We start from the raw sequence: 20,856 nt of genomic DNA, 5'->3' as shown, positions 1-20,856 counted from the left end.
AGTCGATAAAGACATGACATCACGGAAGTGCCTGGTTAAAGTGCCGCAGGGATCGCGGCTGACTATGCTGTTATGGCACGGTATTACCCCTTCGAAGCTCCTGCCGTCAGACCCTGAACAAGGAATCGTTGCAGGAAAACGAACAGCAGTGTAATTGGAATCGCGATCAGTACCGCACCCGCAGCAAACATCGTAAAGTTACTGTCCTGATAACGGTTGACCAGATCCCACATACCCACCGCAAGCGTCCAGTTCTCCTTTGTCCGCAGCACCAGCCGGGCGAAGATAAAGTCCATCCATGCACCCGTGAAACTGGTTAGTGCCACATAAGTCAGCATCGGCTTGGATAAAGGCAGGATGATGCTGGTGAATACCCGCAGGTGACTTGCACCATCCATGCGGGCCGCTTCATCCAGACTGCGGGGAATCGTATCAAAGAAACCTTTGACGATAAATCCGCCCAGTACCGCCCCTGAAGAATAGACCAGGATGAGCGCAGCGTGGGTGTCGAGCAATTTAATTTGCAGCAAAATGATATAGATGGCAATCATGCTCATGAAACTCGGGAACATGCCGAGGATTAGCATGGTGGAGAGAATCGTTTTACGTCCACGGAAGCGGAAGCGGGACAAGGCATACATCCCGAGTGTCACCATCAACGTGGAGAAGATCATTGTGAAAAAGGCAATTTTCAGCGTATTCATATACCATCTGCCGTACATAAAGGACGGGTTATTGAACAGCTCCCCGTAATGGGTCAGCGTGAAAGCTTCCGGCCATAACCGCTCACTGAACAATGCCGCACCGGGTCTCAGGGAAGAGAGAAAGATCCAGAGTACCGGATAGATGGAGACAACGGCGATGATCAGCAACAGCACATAACTCAGGGCCACACGCAGCGGATTATTACGTGTCTTCATTGAATCATGTCCTCCTCCTTGAATGATTTGGAGCGGCGGAAGTTCCAGATAGAGAATGTAGCGATAATAAGGAAGATGATAATGCCTACCGCTGAAGCCATGTTGAATTTGTTATTGTCGAGCGTGAGCTTGTAGAGCCAGGTCACCAGCAGGTCCGTTGCCCCTGCGTACTGGTAGTCTCCCCGCAGTGGATTTCCATTGGTCAGCAGGAAGATGACATTGAAGTTGTTGAAGTTTCCGGCGAATTGCATGATGAGTACCGGGGTTGTGGCAAAAAGAATGAACGGCATGGTAATGATCCGGAATTTCTGAAACGCAGATGCTCCGTCCACTTCGGCAGCCTCATAGAGGTCACGAGGGATGGCTGTCAATACACCCAGAATCAACACCATACTGACCGGAATACCGATCCACATGTTGACGACAATAACGGTGACCTTAGCCCAGAATGGATCTGTCAGCCAAGGCAATCCTTCCAGTCCAAATGCTCTCATATACGTATTGATTGGACCAAACTGACCATTGAACAGATTACGCATGAGCAGCAAGGAGATGATCTGTGGGATCGCATAAGGCAAAATAAAAATCGTCCGCCACAGCTTCTTGAAGCGTATGCCACGCTGTTCAATCAACAGTGCTACTAACACGCCGCCAAAATAGGTGGTGACTGTCGCCAAGATGGCCCAGATGACCGTCCAGGTCAGAACGCCGTAGAATGTCTGACTCCAGGATTTCAGCTGGATCAGATCACTGAACGTCTTGAAGCCTACCCAGTCCACGAGTTTTGCTGGCGGAATATGATCCGGGGCCGAATAGTTGGTAAACGCGATCGTGATCGTAAACAGGATGGGCATAACGGTGAAGAAAAGAATGCCCAGGGCCGGGATGGACAGGAACAGATACGGAAAGTTTTTGTCCATCATGTTCCGAAGCGATGCCGCTGCGCCTAGGGTCTGTTTGCCTTCCTCCCTCGCAAGCCCCGTGACGTACGCATCCCGAATATTCAAGATGTAGATTAAGATAAACACAAAAAACACCAGCAGTACGATAATGCCATCAAGCAGCAAAAAGATGGAATGGTCTCCCCTTTGAAGTACAGTGGACCCATTCACTTTGACAAAACGCTGTGTATTTTCCCCCAGTGTCCATATGCCCCATACGGCCTGTGACAGGCGAGGAAGCAGGTACGCAAGCCCTGCTCCCTCCAGTAACAGTAGACAAATCCCCTTAATCCATTGTCGATTGTACAGCTGTCCAAGACCTTGCAGTATGATGGAACATATGGCCGCTGTCATCCGATGCTGTCTTTCCGTGTTCGGTCCAACAGGCACCGGGACATGCTGCTGTTGCATTCGCTCTCTCCTCCCCGCCTATTGCTAACCTGCATACATTGAACAAAAGTGTACTTACACTGACCACTCCGATGACAGAATAAGCTTCCGATCGCTGTTATCCCCAGATTTTTTTCGATCCCTTTTCCAAAAGGGAAAATCCGGTGATAAAGGCGCACGTTTTACTTCTTCATCTTTCTTCTGTCCTCTACGTTTTTGTGTAAATATGAAGTTCAATTTATGCAGCTCTTATGCATATCTTCGCATTCGTCGTTCGTCCTTATTGGACGGTTGCAAGGCTTTCCTGGATCTGTTTCACGGCGTTATCCAGTGATGCCTTCACGTCCTTTTCGGTATCCCATATATCCGTAATGGCCGAAGTGATCGGTCCCCATACGCTGTCCATGGCAGGAAGCGAAGGCATTGGAGTTGAGTTGTTGAACTGTTCCAGGAACGCCTTGTTGATTGAGTCCTCTTGCAACTTCGGATCAGCAGCTACGTTTTTGTTCGCAGGAAGTGTACCGTTCAGGTCAAAGTTCTCCATCTGGGCCTCTTCATTGGAAAGGAACGCTGCCAATAGCTTCGACGCATTCGGATATTGCGTAAATGCATTCACATAATAGGCTTTAACGCCTGAGAAGGAGGTCATCGGTTTGCCATCAATTGCCGGAAGCGGAGCAACGCCAAAATCAATACCTGCATTGCGATAATCGGCAATGGTCCACGGACCATTAATGTCCATAGCGAGTTTTCCGCTGGAGAATAATCCTTTTTTGATATCATAGTTCACGTCACCCATCTTAAGCGGCAGCACCTCCGACTTCAGCGTCTGCAGGAACTGTCCACCCTTCTGGGCTCCTTCGTTATTCAGACCGAGATCCGCGCTGTCCATTCCGTTGTCTCCAAAAATATAACCGCCCTGTGAAGCCAGGAATGCATAGTTATAATAAAACTGCTGCAATTCCCACATCAGTGCGTACTGATTGGACTTCACATTATTGAACGTCTTGGCGAAACTGATAATCTCATCAAAGTTTTTCGGAGCTTCCGGATAGAGTGCCTTGTTATAGAAAAGGGCGTAGGTCTCCACGCTGTACGGATAGCCGTACAGGATATCCTTGAACGTCACTGCCTTCAGCGCGTTGTCGCTGGTGTTCTCTACGGTTTCTGCTTCGAATATGTCATTGGGCAGAATAAGTCCCGCCTCTGAAGCGCTACCAATCTTATCATGCGGGAAAACAACAACATCTGCCGCCAGACCCGCTGGGCCATCCGTCGTCAGCTTGGTTACCTGATCGGTTGGAGGTAATTCCTCCATTTTGACCGTTACCCCATATTTTTCTTCGAATTTTTTGACCCTTTGTTCAATAAAGCTGCTTTGATTTTTATCCTCCCAGATCACCAGGGTCGCCCCTTCTTCCGGTTGAAGGTTCTCGGCTGTCAGCTCTACAACTTCCTCCGGATTCTCACCTGCCGTTGTTGGAGATGGACTTCCGCCTCCAGCCCCGCACGCAGCCAGTGTAAAAGCCATCATGACGGACAATGTTGCCCCTTGCCATTTTCTCATGTAAAATGTCCCCTTCCCTCTGCTTGGTCCAACAAAGTTCGCGCTTTTCACCCTTTTGTCTGCGTATGTTGTCAGGTTCTGCACCCCATATCCCCTTTTGTACAAACGTTTGCTCAAATGGAAGACAAGATGACCTCTCCGTTCAATATGTAGGGGTAAACAAGTCAAGAAGTATGTAAATCCACTGATGTAAGCGCTACAATAACAATCACATCATACAATAACAAACTTTATTTGCACAAACGTTTGCACAAGCCATATTTGCTCAATTTCAACCATTTTCTTTCTTCTACCTACAGTAATTTCCTGTTTCCTTGTTCTGACTCTTTCTTCCTTAATATTACTTCATGAGTATCCCTTACTCGGCAGTTAGCAATTGATTTCTCGTATCCTTTGGATTACCATAGGAGAATATTTATACGATTGTTCAGAAGGGATTTTTTACATGATTACGATCAAGGATATTGCCAAATTGGCGGGTGTTTCCCCTTCTACAGTGTCACGGGTGATTTCCAACCATCCCAGAATCAGCACCAAGACATCTCTCAAAGTGAAGCAAATCATGAAAGAATTAAACTACCATCCCAACATCATCGCGAAGAGCCTGGTTTCCAAAACAACACATACCCTTGGGATTATGCTTCCGCGTCCTGCAGAAGAGTTGTTTCAGAATTACTTTTTCGGGGAACTGCTGCGAGGTATTATTACACATGCCACCCGTATGAATTATGAATTGCTGCTAACAACCGAAACATCATCAGACAATGAACTGCATGCAATATCACGCCTTGTTCATGGCCGTAGAGTGGATGGCATTCTACTGCTTGGGTCCAAACGAGACGATCCCATCATTTCTTTTTTGGAAGCGGAAAAGTTTCCTTTTGTGTTAATCGGTCGCAGTGAAGCTCATCCAAATGCCCCCATGGTGGATAACGATAATGTGCAGACCGCTTATGATGCGACTCATCATCTGATCGCTCAGGGCCATACCCGAATCGGATTTGTCAGCGGTCCTCCGGACATTACGTTATCGCATGATCGTATGTTAGGATACCAAAAAGCGCTTGCCCACGCCGGGCTGGATGCGGATAGTGACTGGATTGTGGAAGGTGAATTTCTGCAGGAAAGTGGATTTAGAGCGATGTCGCTGTTCATGTCCTTGCCGGACAGACCCACCGCAATTGTTGTCATCGATGACAATGTGGCCTTCGGGGTATTGAGGGCTCTTGCGGAGCTTCATTATCTGGTGCCTGAAGATATCAGTGTGGTCAGTTTTAACAATATTGCATTATCGGAACTGGCTTCTCCACCCCTAAGCTCTATCGACATCGGGACTTATCAGCTTGGTTATACAGCCGTTCAGGTACTGTTAAAAATTCTTAGTGGGGAACCACAGCTTCATAATCCGGTCATTATCCCCCATCGTCTGATCGTGCGCGAATCCTCACTCTTTTCCAAGCCAAAGCCACCCTCAGATTGACTCATTTCGAATATTCGCGTAGTAATGCAAACGTTTGTCCTACACGGAATATGATGCTGTTATCCACCGTACGTAGGTGCATAGGTGCAAAAAAGAAGCCGCATATACACATGCGGCTTCCTTAATTCACACACTATTTCCGTACTCCATGCTTGTCTGCGCTTGAATGGATTAGTAAGAGCTCCACCCAGCATCTGCTGTAACGACAGTTCCATTCACGAAGCTGGACTCGTCAGATCCAAGGAACAAAGCCACTTTGGCGATCTCTTCGCTCGTCCCGATGCGTGGGTTAATTGCCATCCCAAGCTGTTGCCGCCCTGCACCGAAATGGCTAATACCTGTCATGGAAGAGCTGATATTGGTTGCCACAGCGCCTGGAGCGATTGCATTACAGCGAATGCCTTGCTCAGCATACATATAGCCTGTATTTTTGGTGAAGCCCACAACCGCATGTTTGGACGCCGTATAGGCTGCCCCTGCACGTCCGCCGTGTAGGCCCCCTGCCGAAGCAATATTCACGATGATACCTTTTTGTTTTTCCAGGAAAATCGGCAATACTTTACGTGTTGTCCGCATCACACTGGTTGTGTTCACAGCGAACAATCTCTCCCACTTCTCATCCGTTACATCTGCTGCCGGCTCCATGCCATCCATAATTCCCGCATTGTTAACCAGAATATCTACTGTACCGTATGTGCTAACTGTCGTATCGATCAGATTTTGCACATCTTCTTCTTTGGCTACATTGGCCAGAACGACAATTGCTTCTCCGCCCCGTGCTTTAATATCATTAACTACCGCTTGTGCGGACTCTTCGTTAATATCCGATACGACGACTTTCGCGCCTTCTTGAGCATACAACGTGGCAATTGCTTTCCCCATACCTGAACCAGCACCTGTAACAACTGCAACTTTATCTTGAAGTTTCATTCCATGTATCCTCCTTTGTGTATTCGTTTACAATAAGTTAACAAACAAATGTTCATTAACTCTTATCCTTAGTATAATAAGTCATAGCGTTTTACTTCAATCAGTAAAAGCTTGCCCAGTTGTACGTTAAACAACACTATTAAGCCCGAATGTACTTTAATTAATAAAGTGAACTCGCGAGGAGGTAAATAGATGTCTGAAACTATGAATTCGATGGACCGAAGAATTAAAAAATCAAAAGCTGCACTGAAGGATGCACTCATCCATTTGATGCAAAAACATCCCTTTAAAGAAATTTCGATTACGGATATTGTGCAGCGTGCCGACCTGAATCGGGGAACCTTCTACAGGCACTATCAGTACAAAGAAGACCTGTTCAACGAGATTATCGATGATGTAATTCAGGATCTGGTGACTTCTTTTCGTAAACCCTATCAGGATGAGGAAGAGTTCCAAGTCAATCTGATGCCCTCTTCGGCGATCACTATATTTGAGCATGTGCACCAACATGCACAATTCTACACATTGGTTGTGAAATCTGAGGCCTCCTCCAACTTCCAGCGTATGATCTGTGATGTTCTTCGGGATCTGGCCTTACAGGATCTGAACCACATCTTCCCGCAGCACATCAACCATGAAATATTGGCAAGCTACCAATCTCATGCGATATTCGGCATGATCATGGAGTGGATCAGACAAGATTTCAAGAACAGCCCCGCCTACATGGCCGAGGAGTTGTTCAAGATCATCCATTACAAGCCAGATAATGTCGTGTTGAGAAACTGAGATTCTGATTTGTCTTACTTCCCTATAGCAGGGTGATTGAGAGTGATTTAAGAAAGCTCCACCACCAAAATTATGTAAATGCATTCCTGTAATTTCTGGTAATGATATGTTAGGTTATCCAATGGAATACAAACAAAAGGAGGATGACATTACATTTGAAGAAGTCGTGGATTATATCATTGATTACCAGTTTTGTTTTGCTTGGCGGAGTGCTTCTCTCTCCAGCCATTTCTGCTGATGCAGCCAAAATAGCAACCTCTACATATTCAGATTCAGATCAGAGTTATAGTGAAGACGAAGATGATTTGAACGAAGAACTTATGGACGAATTAGAATTAGATGATGCAGAACAGGAGCTCACTAAAGATCAAAAGGAATTCGAAAAATACCTTAAACAAATATCTCGTCTGGTACCTTATGAGAATAAAGCAATCGACACGTTGGGTAGTGTGGGAGGTGAGGTGAATTCAACCAATCGCAAGTCCATGTACCTCAAACTTACGAATACGGTGATCCCTAATTATACAAAAACGGTCTCCATGTTAAAACAAATCAAACCTTCCAATCCTGAACTTAAGAAAATACATGCCTATTATGTCAAGGGAAGCTACCTTCAGCTGGAAGGATACTTGTTGTACAAACAAGCCGTTTCCAAAAACAAAGTGAATTCTAAGATACTGCAACAAGGTCGTGCCAAAGTACGTGCGGCTGGCGTTCTCCTCGACCAATACGAGCAGCAGATATACCCTTATGCACGGAATATCGGGTATCTACATTAGTACCAATCTTCATTGAAGCCCATAAAGCGACCATTCCCCATGCTTAATGAGGAACGGTCGCTTTTTCTAATTATATAAGAAGATAACCAATCTAATACGCAAAATTATTTTTTTCTTCTAAAATTACAGCCCCAGCTTCTGCCCTTTCTCCAAACGCTGAATCTGTTGCTCGCCGGTATCCGCAAGTTCACGGAACTGGTTAATCGTCTCACGCATTCTTGGCAGGGCTTCCTGCTTATAAAGACTGATTGAATCGAGTGCTGACAACACATCGGTAAACGCCTGTTTCATCGTATCCACGGAGATGCTGGCTTCATATGCCTGCTTCTGAATGGCAATCCCCTGATCTTTGAGCATCTTGGATGTTCCGGCGATCAGATCGTTGGTTGTCTGGTTCAGCAACTCAATCTTCTGCAATACAATCTTCTGATTATACAAAGCACTCGCTACTGTAACGGCAATCTTCAATGCCGAGATCGTTACATTCTTCGCCCGGTCTACGCCTCGGATCAGTTCCTTGTTGTTGCGGATCACTACTTCGATCGCCATGATGCCCTGCTGGTTCACAACCAACATCTGTTGCAGGTCCATCAAACGCTGACGGAGCGGGAACAGCACTTCTTCCGTAATAAAACGAACTTTCTCGGGGTCTTCATTGCGGACCTTGGCCGCTTCAATCTGGCCATCGATGGATTCATCCATGAGTACACCAAGTTGGATTTCCTTTTGCAATCGTTTGGTGAGTTCCCGTAGATTCTGCTGTTCAATCTCCAGCGTTGTATTATCGTTACGCAGGGTAGATCTGCCTTTATCCAAAGAGGTTACGATGTCAGCGATGACTGCGTCAGCCTTCTGGTATTTCAGGAAATAGGCGCGAAGCGGATTAAACAATTTCCCGAGGAAACCGGTCTTGGCAAAGTCGACCACGCTTGGGTCGAGATCCTTCAATTGCATATGCAGCTCGGTCAAACCTTTGGCGACCTGACCGCCCTCGTCTCCCGTCTTGGACAGATGTCCAACGGAGACTTGAAGCAAGGCGTTTTTCTCAGAAGAGGATCTCATCGTGTTCATGCCAAAGCCGTCAATGGATTGCAAAATCTCTTTGCGCTTCTCCAGGGATTCGAGATCCAGTGTCATGATCATCTCTACGTTGGCATTTGCCACTTGTTGAAGCTCCGCGACCTCGGCGGGCACGGGTTTTACCTCTTCTTCAATCACCTTCTGAATTTCCTTCTGGCTTGGTATTTCCATTGAAAATGACATCTACAATTCCCCCTTTAAATACGTGCTGTAAAATGATTGATATTCCACGCGAGTGACTCCGATTGCAGTACCATCCTCCGATCGCTGTTATCCCCAGATTTCTTCATTTTCCTCATTAATCGGTTGAAATCTGGTGATAAAGGCGACCGCTACGCTTCTTCAGATCGGTTCTGCACTCTACGTCTTCGTGTTATAAATTTACATCTGTACGTTAAACAGGTTACCAATCTTGTACACGACATCGTCGGTATCGGCATTGATGCTTGCTGCTTCGTTAATGCTGGAGATGCTCTCCAAAGCCTTGATGTCCGCGTTGTATCCAATCGTATAGATTGGTACTTTGTACGTCTCGACCAGATCCCGGATATCCTTGAGGGTATGACCTTCGTTGGTCTCGCCATCACTCAGGACAAAAATCAGCGGCTTCACGTTTGGATTAGCAGCCATATAATCTTCCAGCATCTTCATTGCTACCACGATCCCGTCAAAGGTCGCCGTACCACCCCCAGCTTGCAGACTATCAACTGTTCCGACAAACATGGACTGCTGGTTTGTATCATACTTGGCAATCGGCAGATTCACGGTTACCCCGCTGGAGTAAGAAACTAATCCTATACTGTTGTCTGTGCCCAGGTACTTCTGACCTTTACGCAAGGACTCTTTCAGTCGGTTAAGCGGCTCACCGTCCATGCTTCCGGATACGTCCGTCACGAACACGGCGGCAATTGGTTTACTGCCGTTCTTCTTCTCTTTCCATACTTTCTGCGCAGACAACAACGTGCCGCCATCCACGGTAGCCAGCTCGGATTTGTAATCCTGTAGCCCGTTGAAACCGAACTCTTCCGCCGATTGTTGGTACTTCGCCTGAGTGACGAATTCCGCGAACTTCTGGATAATCTCCTGTTTGTTCTGCGGCAATTGTCCCAATGCATACAACGGGCTATCATGTCTCACACCAAATGGTGTAAAGACGTATCCACTCTTCAGATCAGCGGTATTCACATACGTCTGGTATTCGAGTACAAAGGCATCCAGTCTGCCTGATTTGGCAGCCTCCCGCATTTGAATCGTTGTCGACGCTGTAAACGGTACATTCGTTTGGAATTTTTCGAACCCTTCAATAGCCTTCTCGCCCAGCGGGTTGGCGCTGTCATACGTATTCAGTGCTGTCACCAGGAAATTCAGTCCTGTGGAGCTGGCAAATGGATCGGTATATCCCATCGCGAGCTCATTGTTGGCAATCGCTTCGGTTACGGTTTTTACATTAACGGAGCCGTACGTATCAACCAGTGCATCATATTTGGCTTTGGAGATGACAATACCCGGAACATTTCCAACCAGTCGCTCGGATACCATCTCTGTCTTCACTCCACTGGCCTCAACCATCTCGCCCCACAGTTCATTGGAAGGTGTGAATGCATCCGGCATATACTTACCAGACTTGATATAATCGGTGGCCGTACCGGAGGCGATGTTGCGAATTTTGACCGACACCTGTTTTCCACCAACGGTAATGTTAGCTTTGTTGAACTCCTCGCCCACTTCGGTTAACCAGCCGTCTACCCCGCTGCCCGACTTCTCTGTGGAAGAAAAGATTTCGACGTAATCATTTGTTGTATTCTCTACAGCAATTGCGAATTTGGAGATATCCGGCAGTGATTCTGCCACATCGACCGGGTCGAGATCAATCTGTCCTTTGACCGGTTCCGCCGTCGCTGGCGCAATGTCCGCGTACAGTTTCCCCAGTTCCTTACCTGCATTCTCTGTGCTCACCTGTGTGGTTGACTTGCCAAAGTTCGATGTTAGTGTAATTCCTGCATAGACCAGACCAAATACGAGTACCAGCATCACGATTGATATGAAAAAAAACTTTCCCTTCTTGGCCATACGAGCAACCCCTCACTGTCTGTATAATTTGGTGTGCTTGATTAACTGATCAATCTCCTGCATACAAGGCATCTGTTCAATATCTCCGGCTTCAAAGCTGTCGAGGCGTGAAATCTCCAGTAACAACTGATCGAGCTTGAGCAAGATTTCCTCATTGGTGTGTAATGCATTTTTCACATAAGACAGATAATCGTTGTATACCTTGGTTTTTTCCTGAAAAAGCTTCTGGGGAAGTGTTGAGGATTTGGATTTCATCATGTTGGCATAGTCAGCTTCATCAAATACATTCAATCGGTTCAGCACACTGCGGATGTTCAGGTACAACAGCTTCTCCACTTCCAGTGTGACCGAAGCAAATTTCTTGTAGCTCAGTTCTCCTGGATCAAACCGTTGATGAAGCACATTCAGGAGGGTTTCTTTTTTCTTTTTCATTCGACTAAGTTGGGACAGCCCCAGCGTAATATCTTCTTCGAGAACTTTAATGCGCCTATAAAAAGATAAGGCTTCCACATAATCTTCATGCGTTTCAATATGCTTCACAGGCAGGACTACCGGTTGTCTGAACAGCAAGGTGTAACTCCCATATAGGAGTGCCATTGCACTGCCGAACAGAAGGGTAACGGATAGTGCAGTTGTGAATGCACCCTCATCGAAGTTCAGCCCGATGAAGCCGGGTGAGAATGCCAGAACATTCACAGCCACAATACAGAGGATTAATCCGAACAATTTTATGTACTTGATCATGTTCAATCATCCGACCTCCTTTCATGTTATATATTGGTGCTTGATGTCGTAATTTTCCTGTTCAACTTATTCTTATTGTACATGATGTTAACGCTCTCAGGTGGATATGATTGGATATTTGGATACTCATAATATACGTGGTTTGGGCTTATCCCATTTCATATTTTCAGGGACAACGTAGAACTTGGCAGGAAATTTGGTGGTCAATCCATTAAAAGTGAGTTTTACGAGACAGCAGATTGTGGAGAAGAAATGTTATCAGGTAATACGTGGAAAATAGCTATGCGTGTCATTTTTTATATAAGACTTGTCTGAAAAGGAGTAATGCAAAAAGGACAAATCGGAGCTCATCCGGTTTCGTCCCTTTTGCGTTGGTTCATCATTTTCGTGCTTCCACTACCTCAGTTTGAACAACGACTCCAGCGAAATGCGCAAGTCAGGACACACGACGGATTGAATCGTTTCCTGCTCTGTATATAGATGACGGGTCTGGTAACTGCCATCCTCCAGCGTGTACACATGGACGGTTTGATTGCCGGGGTCAACAATCCAATATTCGTTCACACCATATTTCTGATACAAGTTAAATTTTTCGTTGAAATCCTTTAACGCAGTAGAAGGCGATAACACCTCTATAATTAAAGAAGGTGCACCGTGGCAGCCACTTTTGGAAATCTGGTCTTTCGAGCACACCACCGATAGGTCAGGTTGTACAATTTGATCTGGTACATCATATTGTTCATTTTCGCTAAAATACACATCGAAAGGGGCTACAAACACGAAACATTTCCGATTCTGATAAAAAAGTCCGCAAGGAGAAGTACAGCTCACCCACAATAAACTGGTGCGATGAAGTAGGTACTGGCGACATATTAAAAGCTTTGCCGTTAATTAATTCCCAAGATCCTTCCCATGTTAACCAATCCTGAAAGTTATAAGTACCTTTATCGTCGGGTTTTGCCACACTTCCATCCTCCTCTTCCAACGAACCGTAATTTATCTCCATTATAACATTGTGTTTTGCGCCTTTTCACACCATGCCTCTTATTATGAAAAGATGGATTCCGGTTTGCTCCGCGTGGTGCGTACCTCTACAACTTTCCCGGCACAACCATTGTCGCCCTTCGCCTGGAACATTACCGTAACGCTGTCTTTGCCTGATGTAACCGCCTCAGGAATATCATAGGTCACATAGAACACTTCGCCGATTTTGTTCATGTGAATTCGCTGCTCACCAACGAGTGTTCCATCCACGGTAATGGCGAATTGTCTGTCATATAACGTACCTTCCCATCCAAACGTGGAATGATCTCCGCCCCAATAGGCCACACATAGATAATTGGATGCCGTTCGATCCACTGCCAGTTGGTAACTGAAGTAAGCCCCATTGACGCCAAAAGCTTCTCGCCACATATGCAACTTCTTACGTCCATCTGTGGTTGAACCGTTGTGATGCTCACCCCGGCAGTTGCTGTCCAGTTGATGTCCAATCTCATCCTGCTGACCGTCAGCTTGAACCCTGTCGATCGTGATATCGTTCAATTCTTTCTCCAGCGCATCTCCTTCATCGTTAAACGGCCAGTAAACGGTATAAAATTCATGATGCACATCATAGAAAGGAATGAGCTTCACGGCTTCGCCCGTCGAAGTGACATCCTTGCTAAGTTCAAATGTTAACGTATCTGCATCTACAACCTTAATCCACTCTCGTACATCCTCCTGTTCTGTCCAGATCACAGGTACGGAAGCAGTCTTGGGATTCAGCGCTGTTTCGTCCACAATCGTATCCTCAGGGAGCCCCTCGTTTCCTAGTGCACCAGCGAGCACTATTGGTCCGTACAGGAATGCCACTTTGTGGGCATCATCCCGTGAAGTGTACTGGCGGAGTGACATCGGCAGTGTGATTGTGATGACATCGCCCGCTGTCCATGTGCGGTCGATGGAAAGATAGCCGGGTTCCATCCGTGTATACGGATGCTCCGTATCCCCGTTGACGGTTGCCGTCATTGGCTCTTGTAGCCATGAGGGCAACCGTAGTCTTAGATGGGCCGAGGCGCTGCCTCCGGTGATCGTCAGGGTTACCTTTTCCGAATAAGGAAAGTCGGTTTCGAGCTTCAGGGATATACCCTGAGACGTCCAATCCAGCTGGGAAGCGATATACAGGTTGACGTACAGGTCTTGCTCGTCTTCGAAATAGATGGCCTCGGCATATTTGCCCGGATTCTCCATGCCTGATCCTGTACAGCACCACCAAGCCGTATCGTGTGTACCATAGATTTTGTAGTGACCTTGCAGCGTTGAGGCAAAATACGTTTTGTTCCCCGTATCCGGGTCCTGCGTGCCCAGGATGTGATTGTAGAGGGCGTTTTCATAATAGTCCATGTAGGCGCTATCGTGATTCCAGGCGAAAAGTTGTTTCGTCAGATGCATCATGTTGTGGGTACAGCAGCTCTCTCCTGTCTTGATCCCGAGACTCTCCATACCCTTCGCTTCATAATGCTCCGATATGCTCGTTGCACCAAATACGTAAGAACGATGATGCACCGTGGTGTTCCAGAAAAACTCTGCCGCTGTCCGATAACTCTCATGAGTATGGTCCTGATTGTAGATTTCGGCTGCACCGATCACTTTGGGAATCTGCGTATTGGCGTGTTTGCCTTGAAGATCGTCCTGTTTGCGCTCCAAGGGTCTCAGGATCAATTGATGGGTGAACTTGTTAGCAATCTCAAGATATAAGGCTTTGCCGGTAATCCCATACAAATGTGCAAATACTTCATTCATGCCCCCGTGTTCACTTTGAAGCATCGTCTGCATCTGTTCTTCTGTCATCGGGAGCAAACCTTCTACTGCCCAATCTGCAAATCGAGTAACCACCTCAAGTGCCTGTCCGTTGCCAGTCAGTTTATAGGCATCAATCAGGCCGCGATAGATTTTGTGCACACTATACCAGGGAACCCAGTATTCACCGATGTTGAATCCACCGATATTCTCTGCTCGAAAAGCCATGTGGAATGCTTCTTCGGACAAACCGCCGATATATCCGCTCCCCGTAGTCTGCTGGATTCTCGCCAGTTCGGTAACTGCATAATCCAACGTTTCTTTTAATGTAATATTTCCGGTAGCTTGATACGTTACAGCCAGCGCCGACAGATAGTGGCCGAGGGAATGCCCGCTGATGGAACGTGCCTCCCACCCCGCGTAGCGTTCTTTTCGGGCCGGTAACCCATGAGCTTCGAAGCATGGAGCCAGGAATCGATCCATATCCAGCGATAACAGGTAACGCTCCCCCACTTCTTGTGATGTTTGGAACACACCATTTAACAGATCTACATGTTCCGGTCCCAGAAATCCTTTTTTCGTATCAATCATGACACTCACTCCTTCTCGGGATGTAATAGATATCCATTCATTCTTGAGGGGTAAAATCCGTGTTCTGTTCCATATGACTAATACTCATCAATCTACTGTAGAGCTTGAATATCCTCATATTATCAAATAAAATACAATTACATCAGACTCATAATCCAAGAAAAGGTGGATAAATCCGTCCTATGCAAATGCCACTGGAACATTACCTGTGCGGCAAGTTCATATCCGAAGGCAACTGGAGCCACATGAGACGCAGCATGCCCGTTCACGAGATCATTTTGATGCTGGAAGGTGAGATGTACATCGCGGAAGAAGAGGAACAATATGTAGTTCGTGCCAATGATCTGTTGTTTCTGCGCGCCGGTCGCACCCATTACGGCTACCAGATCAGCGACGCCCCCGTCAGCTTCTACTGGATTCACTATGATGCCATGTTGCCAGAATTCAACCGGTTTAGGACACATGCCACCATCCAGGTCCCTTCCATGGCCAATCAGTTATTCAAGCAATTGCTGCATGTGTCATCCTTCTCACCCGAGGAAGCCAACGCTGCTTTGTTATTGTTGTTCCGAGAACTGGAGCGGAATATAGAGGCGGATTATCGCCCGCACAATGCAATTGTGGACCATATCTGTAAGTGGGTCGATATTCATCTGCATACAAACATCACGGTGAGTCAGATTGCGGAAAATTTTAATTTTAATAAAGACTATATCTCCAAAATGGTGAAACGTGAGAAAGGTACTGGACTCAAAACCTATATCCTCACAGAACGAATTCGCCGGGCGAAACAATTGCTGCTGAACACCAATGCCAGTGTAAAAGAAATCGCCGGACAATGCGGCTTCTCCGACTACAAGCTGTTCCTGCGCATGTTCAAACAATACGAAGGCAATACGCCAACCGAATATCGCAATCATCTGTATTCCACACAGCTTAATCGCTGATGTGCTCTGATCCATAGAAATGACTGAGTTAACTATAGAAAATTCGAATTAATCAGATGGAGTCAATTGTGGTAAAATGCAAGAAAACTATATTCCACACTTTACCTATAAGAGAAGAGGAATTATACAATGACAACGGCTGCCGTTACGATTCATCCTGCCACAGAAGCAGACCATCCAGAGATTGTAGATATCCTTGTTGCAAGTTATGCCGAGTATCGGGAGACTTTTGAGCAAAATGAACGATGGGAGGCCTACCTAAAAGATATTCGAGAGTCTGTGGTTAATCCGTACCTGACACAATTATGGATCGCGAAGATTGATGATCAGATTGTTGGTACAGTCCAATTATTCGAAACAGCACGCAAGGCTTATCCCAACTTTGAATTGCCAATTGATTATCCGTTTATTCGGCTGCTGGGTGTTGATCCAAAATGGAGAGGTCACGGGATTGCCAGAGTATTGCTCCAGCAATGCGTAGATTCTGCCAAAGAAATGGGCAAAAATATGGTGTATTTATATACGGGCGGTCAGATGGTCAATGCCATCCGTTTATATGAGCGTTTTGGATTTACAGAGGATAAGGAATTCAGCTCCGAGAGTAGCGAGGGCAAGGCGATCTGTTACCGTTATGATTCCTAGTGATAGTGTTGGGTAACAGCAACACGGGATCAGCCAGCCGAGAATGAAATGTAAAAAAGACCGATCATTTTCATGACGGTCTTTTCTACGTTTATAAATGATCAATCAGCATCTGAAATGATGCATCGCTATTGATTTTTTTAGCCGCCAATCTCCACCAAAATCTTCGCATGGCTCTTGTCGCTCATCAACAGTTCAAGTCCTTCCTGCACGATGTCGTCTAGTTTGATTTTCTTGGTAATGACCTGTTTCACATCGAGAGATCCTTCCGCAATCAATGAAATTACTTCAGGGAAAATGTGGCGATATGCCAGCGTTGCCGTCAAATTCGCTTCTTTGACCAGAAGATCGAAGAAGTTCACTTGAAGCGGATTTGGAATCGCTGCGATGACAACAACTTCTCCGCCTTTTTTAACAACCGCAATGGCGCTATCCATCGTTGGCTGCACACCTGCTGCTTCATAAGCCACATCAATACCACCCGATTGTTGCAAGATCACCTCGGTTGCATTGACTTTGGCACTGTTCACCGGAATCGCTCCCAGCTTGGCTGCCAGGTCCAGACGTTCACCAAATACATCAACTGCATAGATTTCAGAGGCTCCTGCTGCTTTGGCAGACAGAATGGTCAATAATCCAATTGGACCTGCTCCGTATACGGCTACCTTGTTCCCCACTTTCAACTTGCTGTGACGAACCGCGTGAAAGGCTACTGCCGTAGGCTCTACGAGCGCGCCTTCTTCGAAAGATACGTTATCCGGTATGGGATGAACCATGTATGCTTCAACAACAACATACTCTGCAAAACCACCATCACCATTCAGTCCAACAAATCCAAATTGAGTACATTGGTTATAACGACCCTGGATACAGTATTCGCATTTTCCACAGTGGTACAACGGCTCTACCACAACACGATCCCCTACACTGATACCGCTTACATTACTTCCCAATTCACTCACGGTTCCTGCAAATTCATGACCCAATGTCAACGGTGCTTTATGTCCTGAAAGCGGATGATTCTCGCCTTCTTGAATCCCCACACCATGATGATAGGCATGCAAGTCACTGCCGCAGATCCCTGCATATTCCACTTTGATTTTGACTTGACCCGCTTGAGCAACCGGAATCTCCCGCTCTTCCACACGCACGTCTTTATGGGCATACCATACTGCTGCTTTCATGAAGTTCATCCCCTTTGTATGATTGTCTATATATTATATCGCTGTTCATGTATTATTCATATTTATAGATACTAATGTTAACATTAGTTGTATTAATGCTAAACGGAGATGAAATCATGAATCTGGAACAGCTCGAATATGTCGTTGAAATTGCGAAAACGCAGTCATTCTCCGCCGCCTCGGAGCATCTGCATGTCACACAATCGGCGATCAGCCAATCGGTTCATCGTCTGGAGAAAGAATTGGGTATCATCCTGTTCGAACGCTCGCGGCAGGGAACTCATCCCACTCCCGAAGGAAAACAATTCATTGCCAAGGCACTGGACATTTTGCAGCGGATTGATGAATTGAAATCCCTGAACGCAGAAGCCTCCTCTCTTAGCGGAGAGCTTCATGTGGCTACTTTTCCAAGTGTCATGCCCTATCTTGTCCAGTCTGCTGCGGATATGAAGCGTGAGCACCCGCAACTTAACATCTCCATTGAAGAGAAAGGGTCCATGGAAATCATCGAAGATATTCGCAACAACAAAACCCATCTGGGCTTTATCGCGATCTATGCGAAACAATTGCGGGAATTCGATGGACTTCACTTCAGTCCCATGTACTCGGGCAAGCTGGTCGTCGGTACTCATCACCTGTCTGAACTTGCCAAGCACAGCCGCGTTACACCGGATCAATTAAAAGAACACAAACTGGCACTGTATCGAGATGGTTTCATTGAAGACTTCATCAAGGAATTCACGTATGATCATGGATCTCTGTCCATTCTGTTCAAAACATATAATTCAGAAGCCATCAACATGGTGTTAAGAAACGATATTGCCGCCACAATTGGTCACGACTTTTCCTTTCACCAAAATCTCTTATGGAAAGAAGGTCTGGTGAAGATGGTAGAGATCGCTGGAATCGATCAACCCAAGATGCAAATTGGCTTCGTACAGACGGAGTCCAAGGAGGCCGCCGTAGCCGCAGAACGATTCGCCCGACGCTTCAGACAGGCGATAGAGCTGGATCATTTAACAGTTTAAATCTAAAAAAGTGTTCCACCCTTTGAATGAAGTTTGGGATGAACACCAACTTCTCCAAGAGTGGAACACTTTTCTGACTACCTCTTGCGTTACTATTACTACACCTTACTCAAATTATACTTTAACTTTGCGTACGGCTTCACTCATCTCGTTCGTCTGCTGCTCCAACATGGTTGAGGTCTGCGCCACTCTGTTGAACATGGCCGACTGTTCACGCATCAAGCGATAGATTTCATCCGAATGATCCGATACCCCGGCTGATATCTGCGAGATCGTATTGACGGAGGCTGCAGCCTCTTCCGATCCTGCCGAGATTTCCTCTGCCGCAGCGGAGACTTCCTGAATGCGGCTGGTCACCAGTTGGAACGCATCAACCACATGGGCGAAAGCTTGCTCCGCTTCTGCGGTAATTGTAACCCCTTGTCCAATCTCGGTTGCAGTAACCCCCATCTGTGAGCCAATCTGTTGTGATTCTTGTTGAATACGAAGCAGCAAGTCGGAGATCCGTTCCATGGATGTGCTTGAGGCCTCTGCAAGCTTCCGAACTTCATCCGCCACAACCGCAAAACCTTTGCCGTGTTCTCCTGCATGTGCTGCCTCAATGGATGCATTAAGCGCAAGCAGCTTCGTCTGACTCGCAAAATCACGAACCGTGTGCAGGGCACCACCAATTTCCTGGGAGTAGTTATTCAGCACCTGGACCATCGCTACAACTTCACTTGAGACATTTGAGATGCTCTCCATCTGTGTTTTCATCAGTGTCATGCTCTGTTTACCGGACTCCGCCGTAGCAAGTGCACTTGTTGCTGCATCAGATACAATCATCGAGGATTCGGAAATATCCGTTATGCCTTTTGCGATCTCTTCCATCGCATGCGCACTATCGCTTGCACCCTGCTTCTGCGTATGTGCGCCCTGCCTAATCTGTTCGACAGACTTATCAACCGTCTTGCCCATCTCAAGCATCTCTTCGGTACTACGATTAAATTCCTTCGTTGACTCTGATAAAATATCTGTGGTTACTGCTACGCCTTCAACCATGTTACTCACAATCTTATTCAAGTTCCCGGACATATGTATCATCGCTTGGTATGTTGTTCCAATCTCATCTTGGCTGCGTAAACGATACGACGTCAGGATTCGATTAGCTTCTGCAAGCTCACCTTGTGCCATCTTTTCCACACTCGCCTTCAGCGGTTGAAGTGGTCGCAGTCCTCTTACGATAAACCACGTGACAACAGCAATGCCTATAAGTGTAATTAAAAGTAACAAAGCATAGAAAGGAATACTCGATTTCATAATATCCGATTCAATACTCCCGATCACCGATACCGCCGTATCAATACCAATTATACCTGTTACAGCGCCATTACTATCCAGCATGGGAGCGTAAGAGGAAATATAGTCTCCGTACTCCTCATTGTTAATGATCGAAGAACTGGCTGTTTGCCCCTGCAACAGCTTCTGAACAGCCTCCTGAGGGACATCCGTTACTTCATTAATCGGTGAGGCTTTATCTGCATCCTTCATGCCGTCCACCATAATAAGTGGCGTACCTTTTTCATCTATTTTGACGAAATACACATACATTGCACCAATGCTTACGCGAAAGTCATCCAATTCATCACGAATCTTCAAGAATTCGTCATTCTCCTTGGGGTCCTTGGCAAACTCGGCATAAGATGCTGTATCCAGCTGATTCACATAACTCTGAGCAATCTGGATGTTGTAACTCGAAATGGCCTCCTGCGCAGCTAGTTTCATATTGGCCACCTGTAACAGCATGCTTCCCACGGCTATAATCGTAATGACCAGTATGACTACTGCAACAATGCGCACAACCAAACGTTTTCTAAAAAAACCAATCATCCGCTCCTCTTCCTCTCCCGTGAACCCAAGCCTTTTTGACTAGGCGCTACCCAAAAAACGCATGCTTGAAGCACTATGTATGGGAAAATAGTAAACGAATATGTCGAATTAGGCAAGAAAATATTGGGTT

Annotated in this window: 17 protein-coding genes; 6 read left to right on the top strand and 11 right to left on the bottom strand. The window is 46.3% G+C overall.

What is annotated here, in order from left to right; translation table 11 throughout:
* Positions 1 to 83: 83 nt before the first annotated feature.
* The 3 genes from NST33_RS04695 to NST33_RS04685 all read right to left on the bottom strand — a co-directional run bounded on the left by NST33_RS04695 (position 84) and on the right by NST33_RS04685 (position 3,818).
* Positions 84 to 920, bottom strand: coding sequence for a sugar ABC transporter permease (locus tag NST33_RS04695; protein WP_221818863.1), 837 nt, complete (start codon positions 918 to 920; stop codon positions 84 to 86).
* The gene (locus tag NST33_RS04690) at positions 917 to 2,272 is read right to left on the bottom strand and encodes a sugar ABC transporter permease (RefSeq protein WP_221818862.1); all 1,356 of its coding nucleotides are present in this window, start codon (positions 2,270 to 2,272) and stop codon (positions 917 to 919) included. Before NST33_RS04690 ends, NST33_RS04695 begins: the two co-directional genes overlap by 4 nt.
* Positions 2,273 to 2,531: 259 nt before the next feature.
* Positions 2,532 to 3,818 carry a maltose ABC transporter substrate-binding protein gene (locus NST33_RS04685; protein ID WP_221818861.1) on the bottom strand — a complete coding sequence of 429 codons (1,287 nt, stop codon included), beginning with the start codon at positions 3,816 to 3,818 and terminating at the stop codon, positions 2,532 to 2,534.
* 445 nt (positions 3,819 to 4,263) lie between these two features.
* Between NST33_RS04685 and NST33_RS04680 the strand changes: the two genes are divergently transcribed.
* A complete protein-coding gene (locus NST33_RS04680) occupies positions 4,264 to 5,298 on the top strand; it encodes a LacI family DNA-binding transcriptional regulator (protein WP_339306978.1) in 1,035 nt (344 codons plus the stop codon).
* A 171-nt stretch (positions 5,299 to 5,469) separates the two neighbouring features.
* On the opposite strand, the gene NST33_RS04675 is transcribed toward NST33_RS04680, so the two are convergent.
* Positions 5,470 to 6,228: an SDR family oxidoreductase gene (locus NST33_RS04675; RefSeq protein WP_339182225.1), complete on the bottom strand. Its 759-nt coding sequence runs from the start codon at positions 6,226 to 6,228 to the stop codon at positions 5,470 to 5,472.
* 192 nt (positions 6,229 to 6,420) lie between these two features.
* On the opposite strand from NST33_RS04675, the gene NST33_RS04670 reads away from it, so the two are divergent.
* Positions 6,421 to 7,014 carry a TetR/AcrR family transcriptional regulator gene (locus NST33_RS04670; protein WP_339182222.1) on the top strand — a complete coding sequence of 198 codons (594 nt, stop codon included), beginning with the start codon at positions 6,421 to 6,423 and terminating at the stop codon, positions 7,012 to 7,014.
* 155 nt (positions 7,015 to 7,169) lie between these two features.
* Positions 7,170 to 7,793 carry a hypothetical protein gene (locus NST33_RS04665; RefSeq protein ID WP_339306975.1) on the top strand — a complete coding sequence of 208 codons (624 nt, stop codon included), beginning with the start codon at positions 7,170 to 7,172 and terminating at the stop codon, positions 7,791 to 7,793.
* A 123-nt stretch (positions 7,794 to 7,916) separates the two neighbouring features.
* Here the strand turns inward: NST33_RS04665 and NST33_RS04660 are convergent, their stop codons facing one another.
* From NST33_RS04660 to NST33_RS04640, 5 genes are all read right to left on the bottom strand, one after another.
* Entirely contained in the window at positions 7,917 to 9,056 is a 1,140-nt protein-coding gene (locus NST33_RS04660; protein WP_339306973.1) for a toxic anion resistance protein, read from the bottom strand.
* A gap of 198 nt (positions 9,057 to 9,254) precedes the next feature.
* Positions 9,255 to 10,943, bottom strand: coding sequence for a VWA domain-containing protein (locus NST33_RS04655; protein WP_339306971.1), 1,689 nt, complete (start codon positions 10,941 to 10,943; stop codon positions 9,255 to 9,257).
* Positions 10,944 to 10,955: 12 nt separating this feature from the next.
* Positions 10,956 to 11,687: a hypothetical protein gene (locus NST33_RS04650; protein ID WP_313771416.1), complete on the bottom strand. Its 732-nt coding sequence runs from the start codon at positions 11,685 to 11,687 to the stop codon at positions 10,956 to 10,958.
* Between the two features lie 396 nt (positions 11,688 to 12,083).
* Entirely contained in the window at positions 12,084 to 12,446 is a 363-nt protein-coding gene (locus NST33_RS04645) for a Uma2 family endonuclease (protein ID WP_339306969.1), read from the bottom strand.
* 288 nt (positions 12,447 to 12,734) lie between these two features.
* The gene (locus NST33_RS04640) at positions 12,735 to 15,056 is read right to left on the bottom strand and encodes a beta-L-arabinofuranosidase domain-containing protein (RefSeq protein ID WP_339306967.1); all 2,322 of its coding nucleotides are present in this window, start codon (positions 15,054 to 15,056) and stop codon (positions 12,735 to 12,737) included.
* Between the two features lie 182 nt (positions 15,057 to 15,238).
* Here NST33_RS04640 and NST33_RS04635 point away from each other — a divergent pair, with 182 nt between their 5' ends.
* Positions 15,239 to 16,003 (top strand): AraC family transcriptional regulator, encoded by a 765-nt coding sequence (locus NST33_RS04635; protein WP_339306965.1) that lies wholly within the window; start codon positions 15,239 to 15,241, stop codon positions 16,001 to 16,003.
* 129 nt (positions 16,004 to 16,132) lie between these two features.
* On the top strand, positions 16,133 to 16,645 hold the full coding sequence (locus tag NST33_RS04630; RefSeq protein ID WP_339306963.1) for a GNAT family N-acetyltransferase: 513 nt from the start codon (positions 16,133 to 16,135) through the stop codon (positions 16,643 to 16,645).
* A gap of 140 nt (positions 16,646 to 16,785) precedes the next feature.
* Here the strand turns inward: NST33_RS04630 and NST33_RS04625 are convergent, their stop codons facing one another.
* Complete coding sequence (locus tag NST33_RS04625; protein ID WP_339306961.1) at positions 16,786 to 17,829, bottom strand: 2,3-butanediol dehydrogenase; 1,044 nt, start codon at positions 17,827 to 17,829, stop codon at positions 16,786 to 16,788.
* Between the two features lie 116 nt (positions 17,830 to 17,945).
* On the opposite strand from NST33_RS04625, the gene NST33_RS04620 reads away from it, so the two are divergent.
* Positions 17,946 to 18,857 (top strand): LysR family transcriptional regulator, encoded by a 912-nt coding sequence (locus tag NST33_RS04620; RefSeq protein ID WP_339306959.1) that lies wholly within the window; start codon positions 17,946 to 17,948, stop codon positions 18,855 to 18,857.
* A 114-nt stretch (positions 18,858 to 18,971) separates the two neighbouring features.
* Here the strand turns inward: NST33_RS04620 and NST33_RS04615 are convergent, their stop codons facing one another.
* A complete protein-coding gene (locus NST33_RS04615; protein ID WP_339306957.1) occupies positions 18,972 to 20,726 on the bottom strand; it encodes a HAMP domain-containing methyl-accepting chemotaxis protein in 1,755 nt (584 codons plus the stop codon).
* Positions 20,727 to 20,856: the final 130 nt, after the last annotated feature.

Origin of the sequence: Paenibacillus sp. FSL L8-0435, assembly GCF_037965655.1 — a bacterium.
Lineage (GTDB): Bacteria > Bacillota > Bacilli > Paenibacillales > Paenibacillaceae > Paenibacillus.
This window is presented reverse-complemented; position numbering and strand designations above follow the sequence as displayed.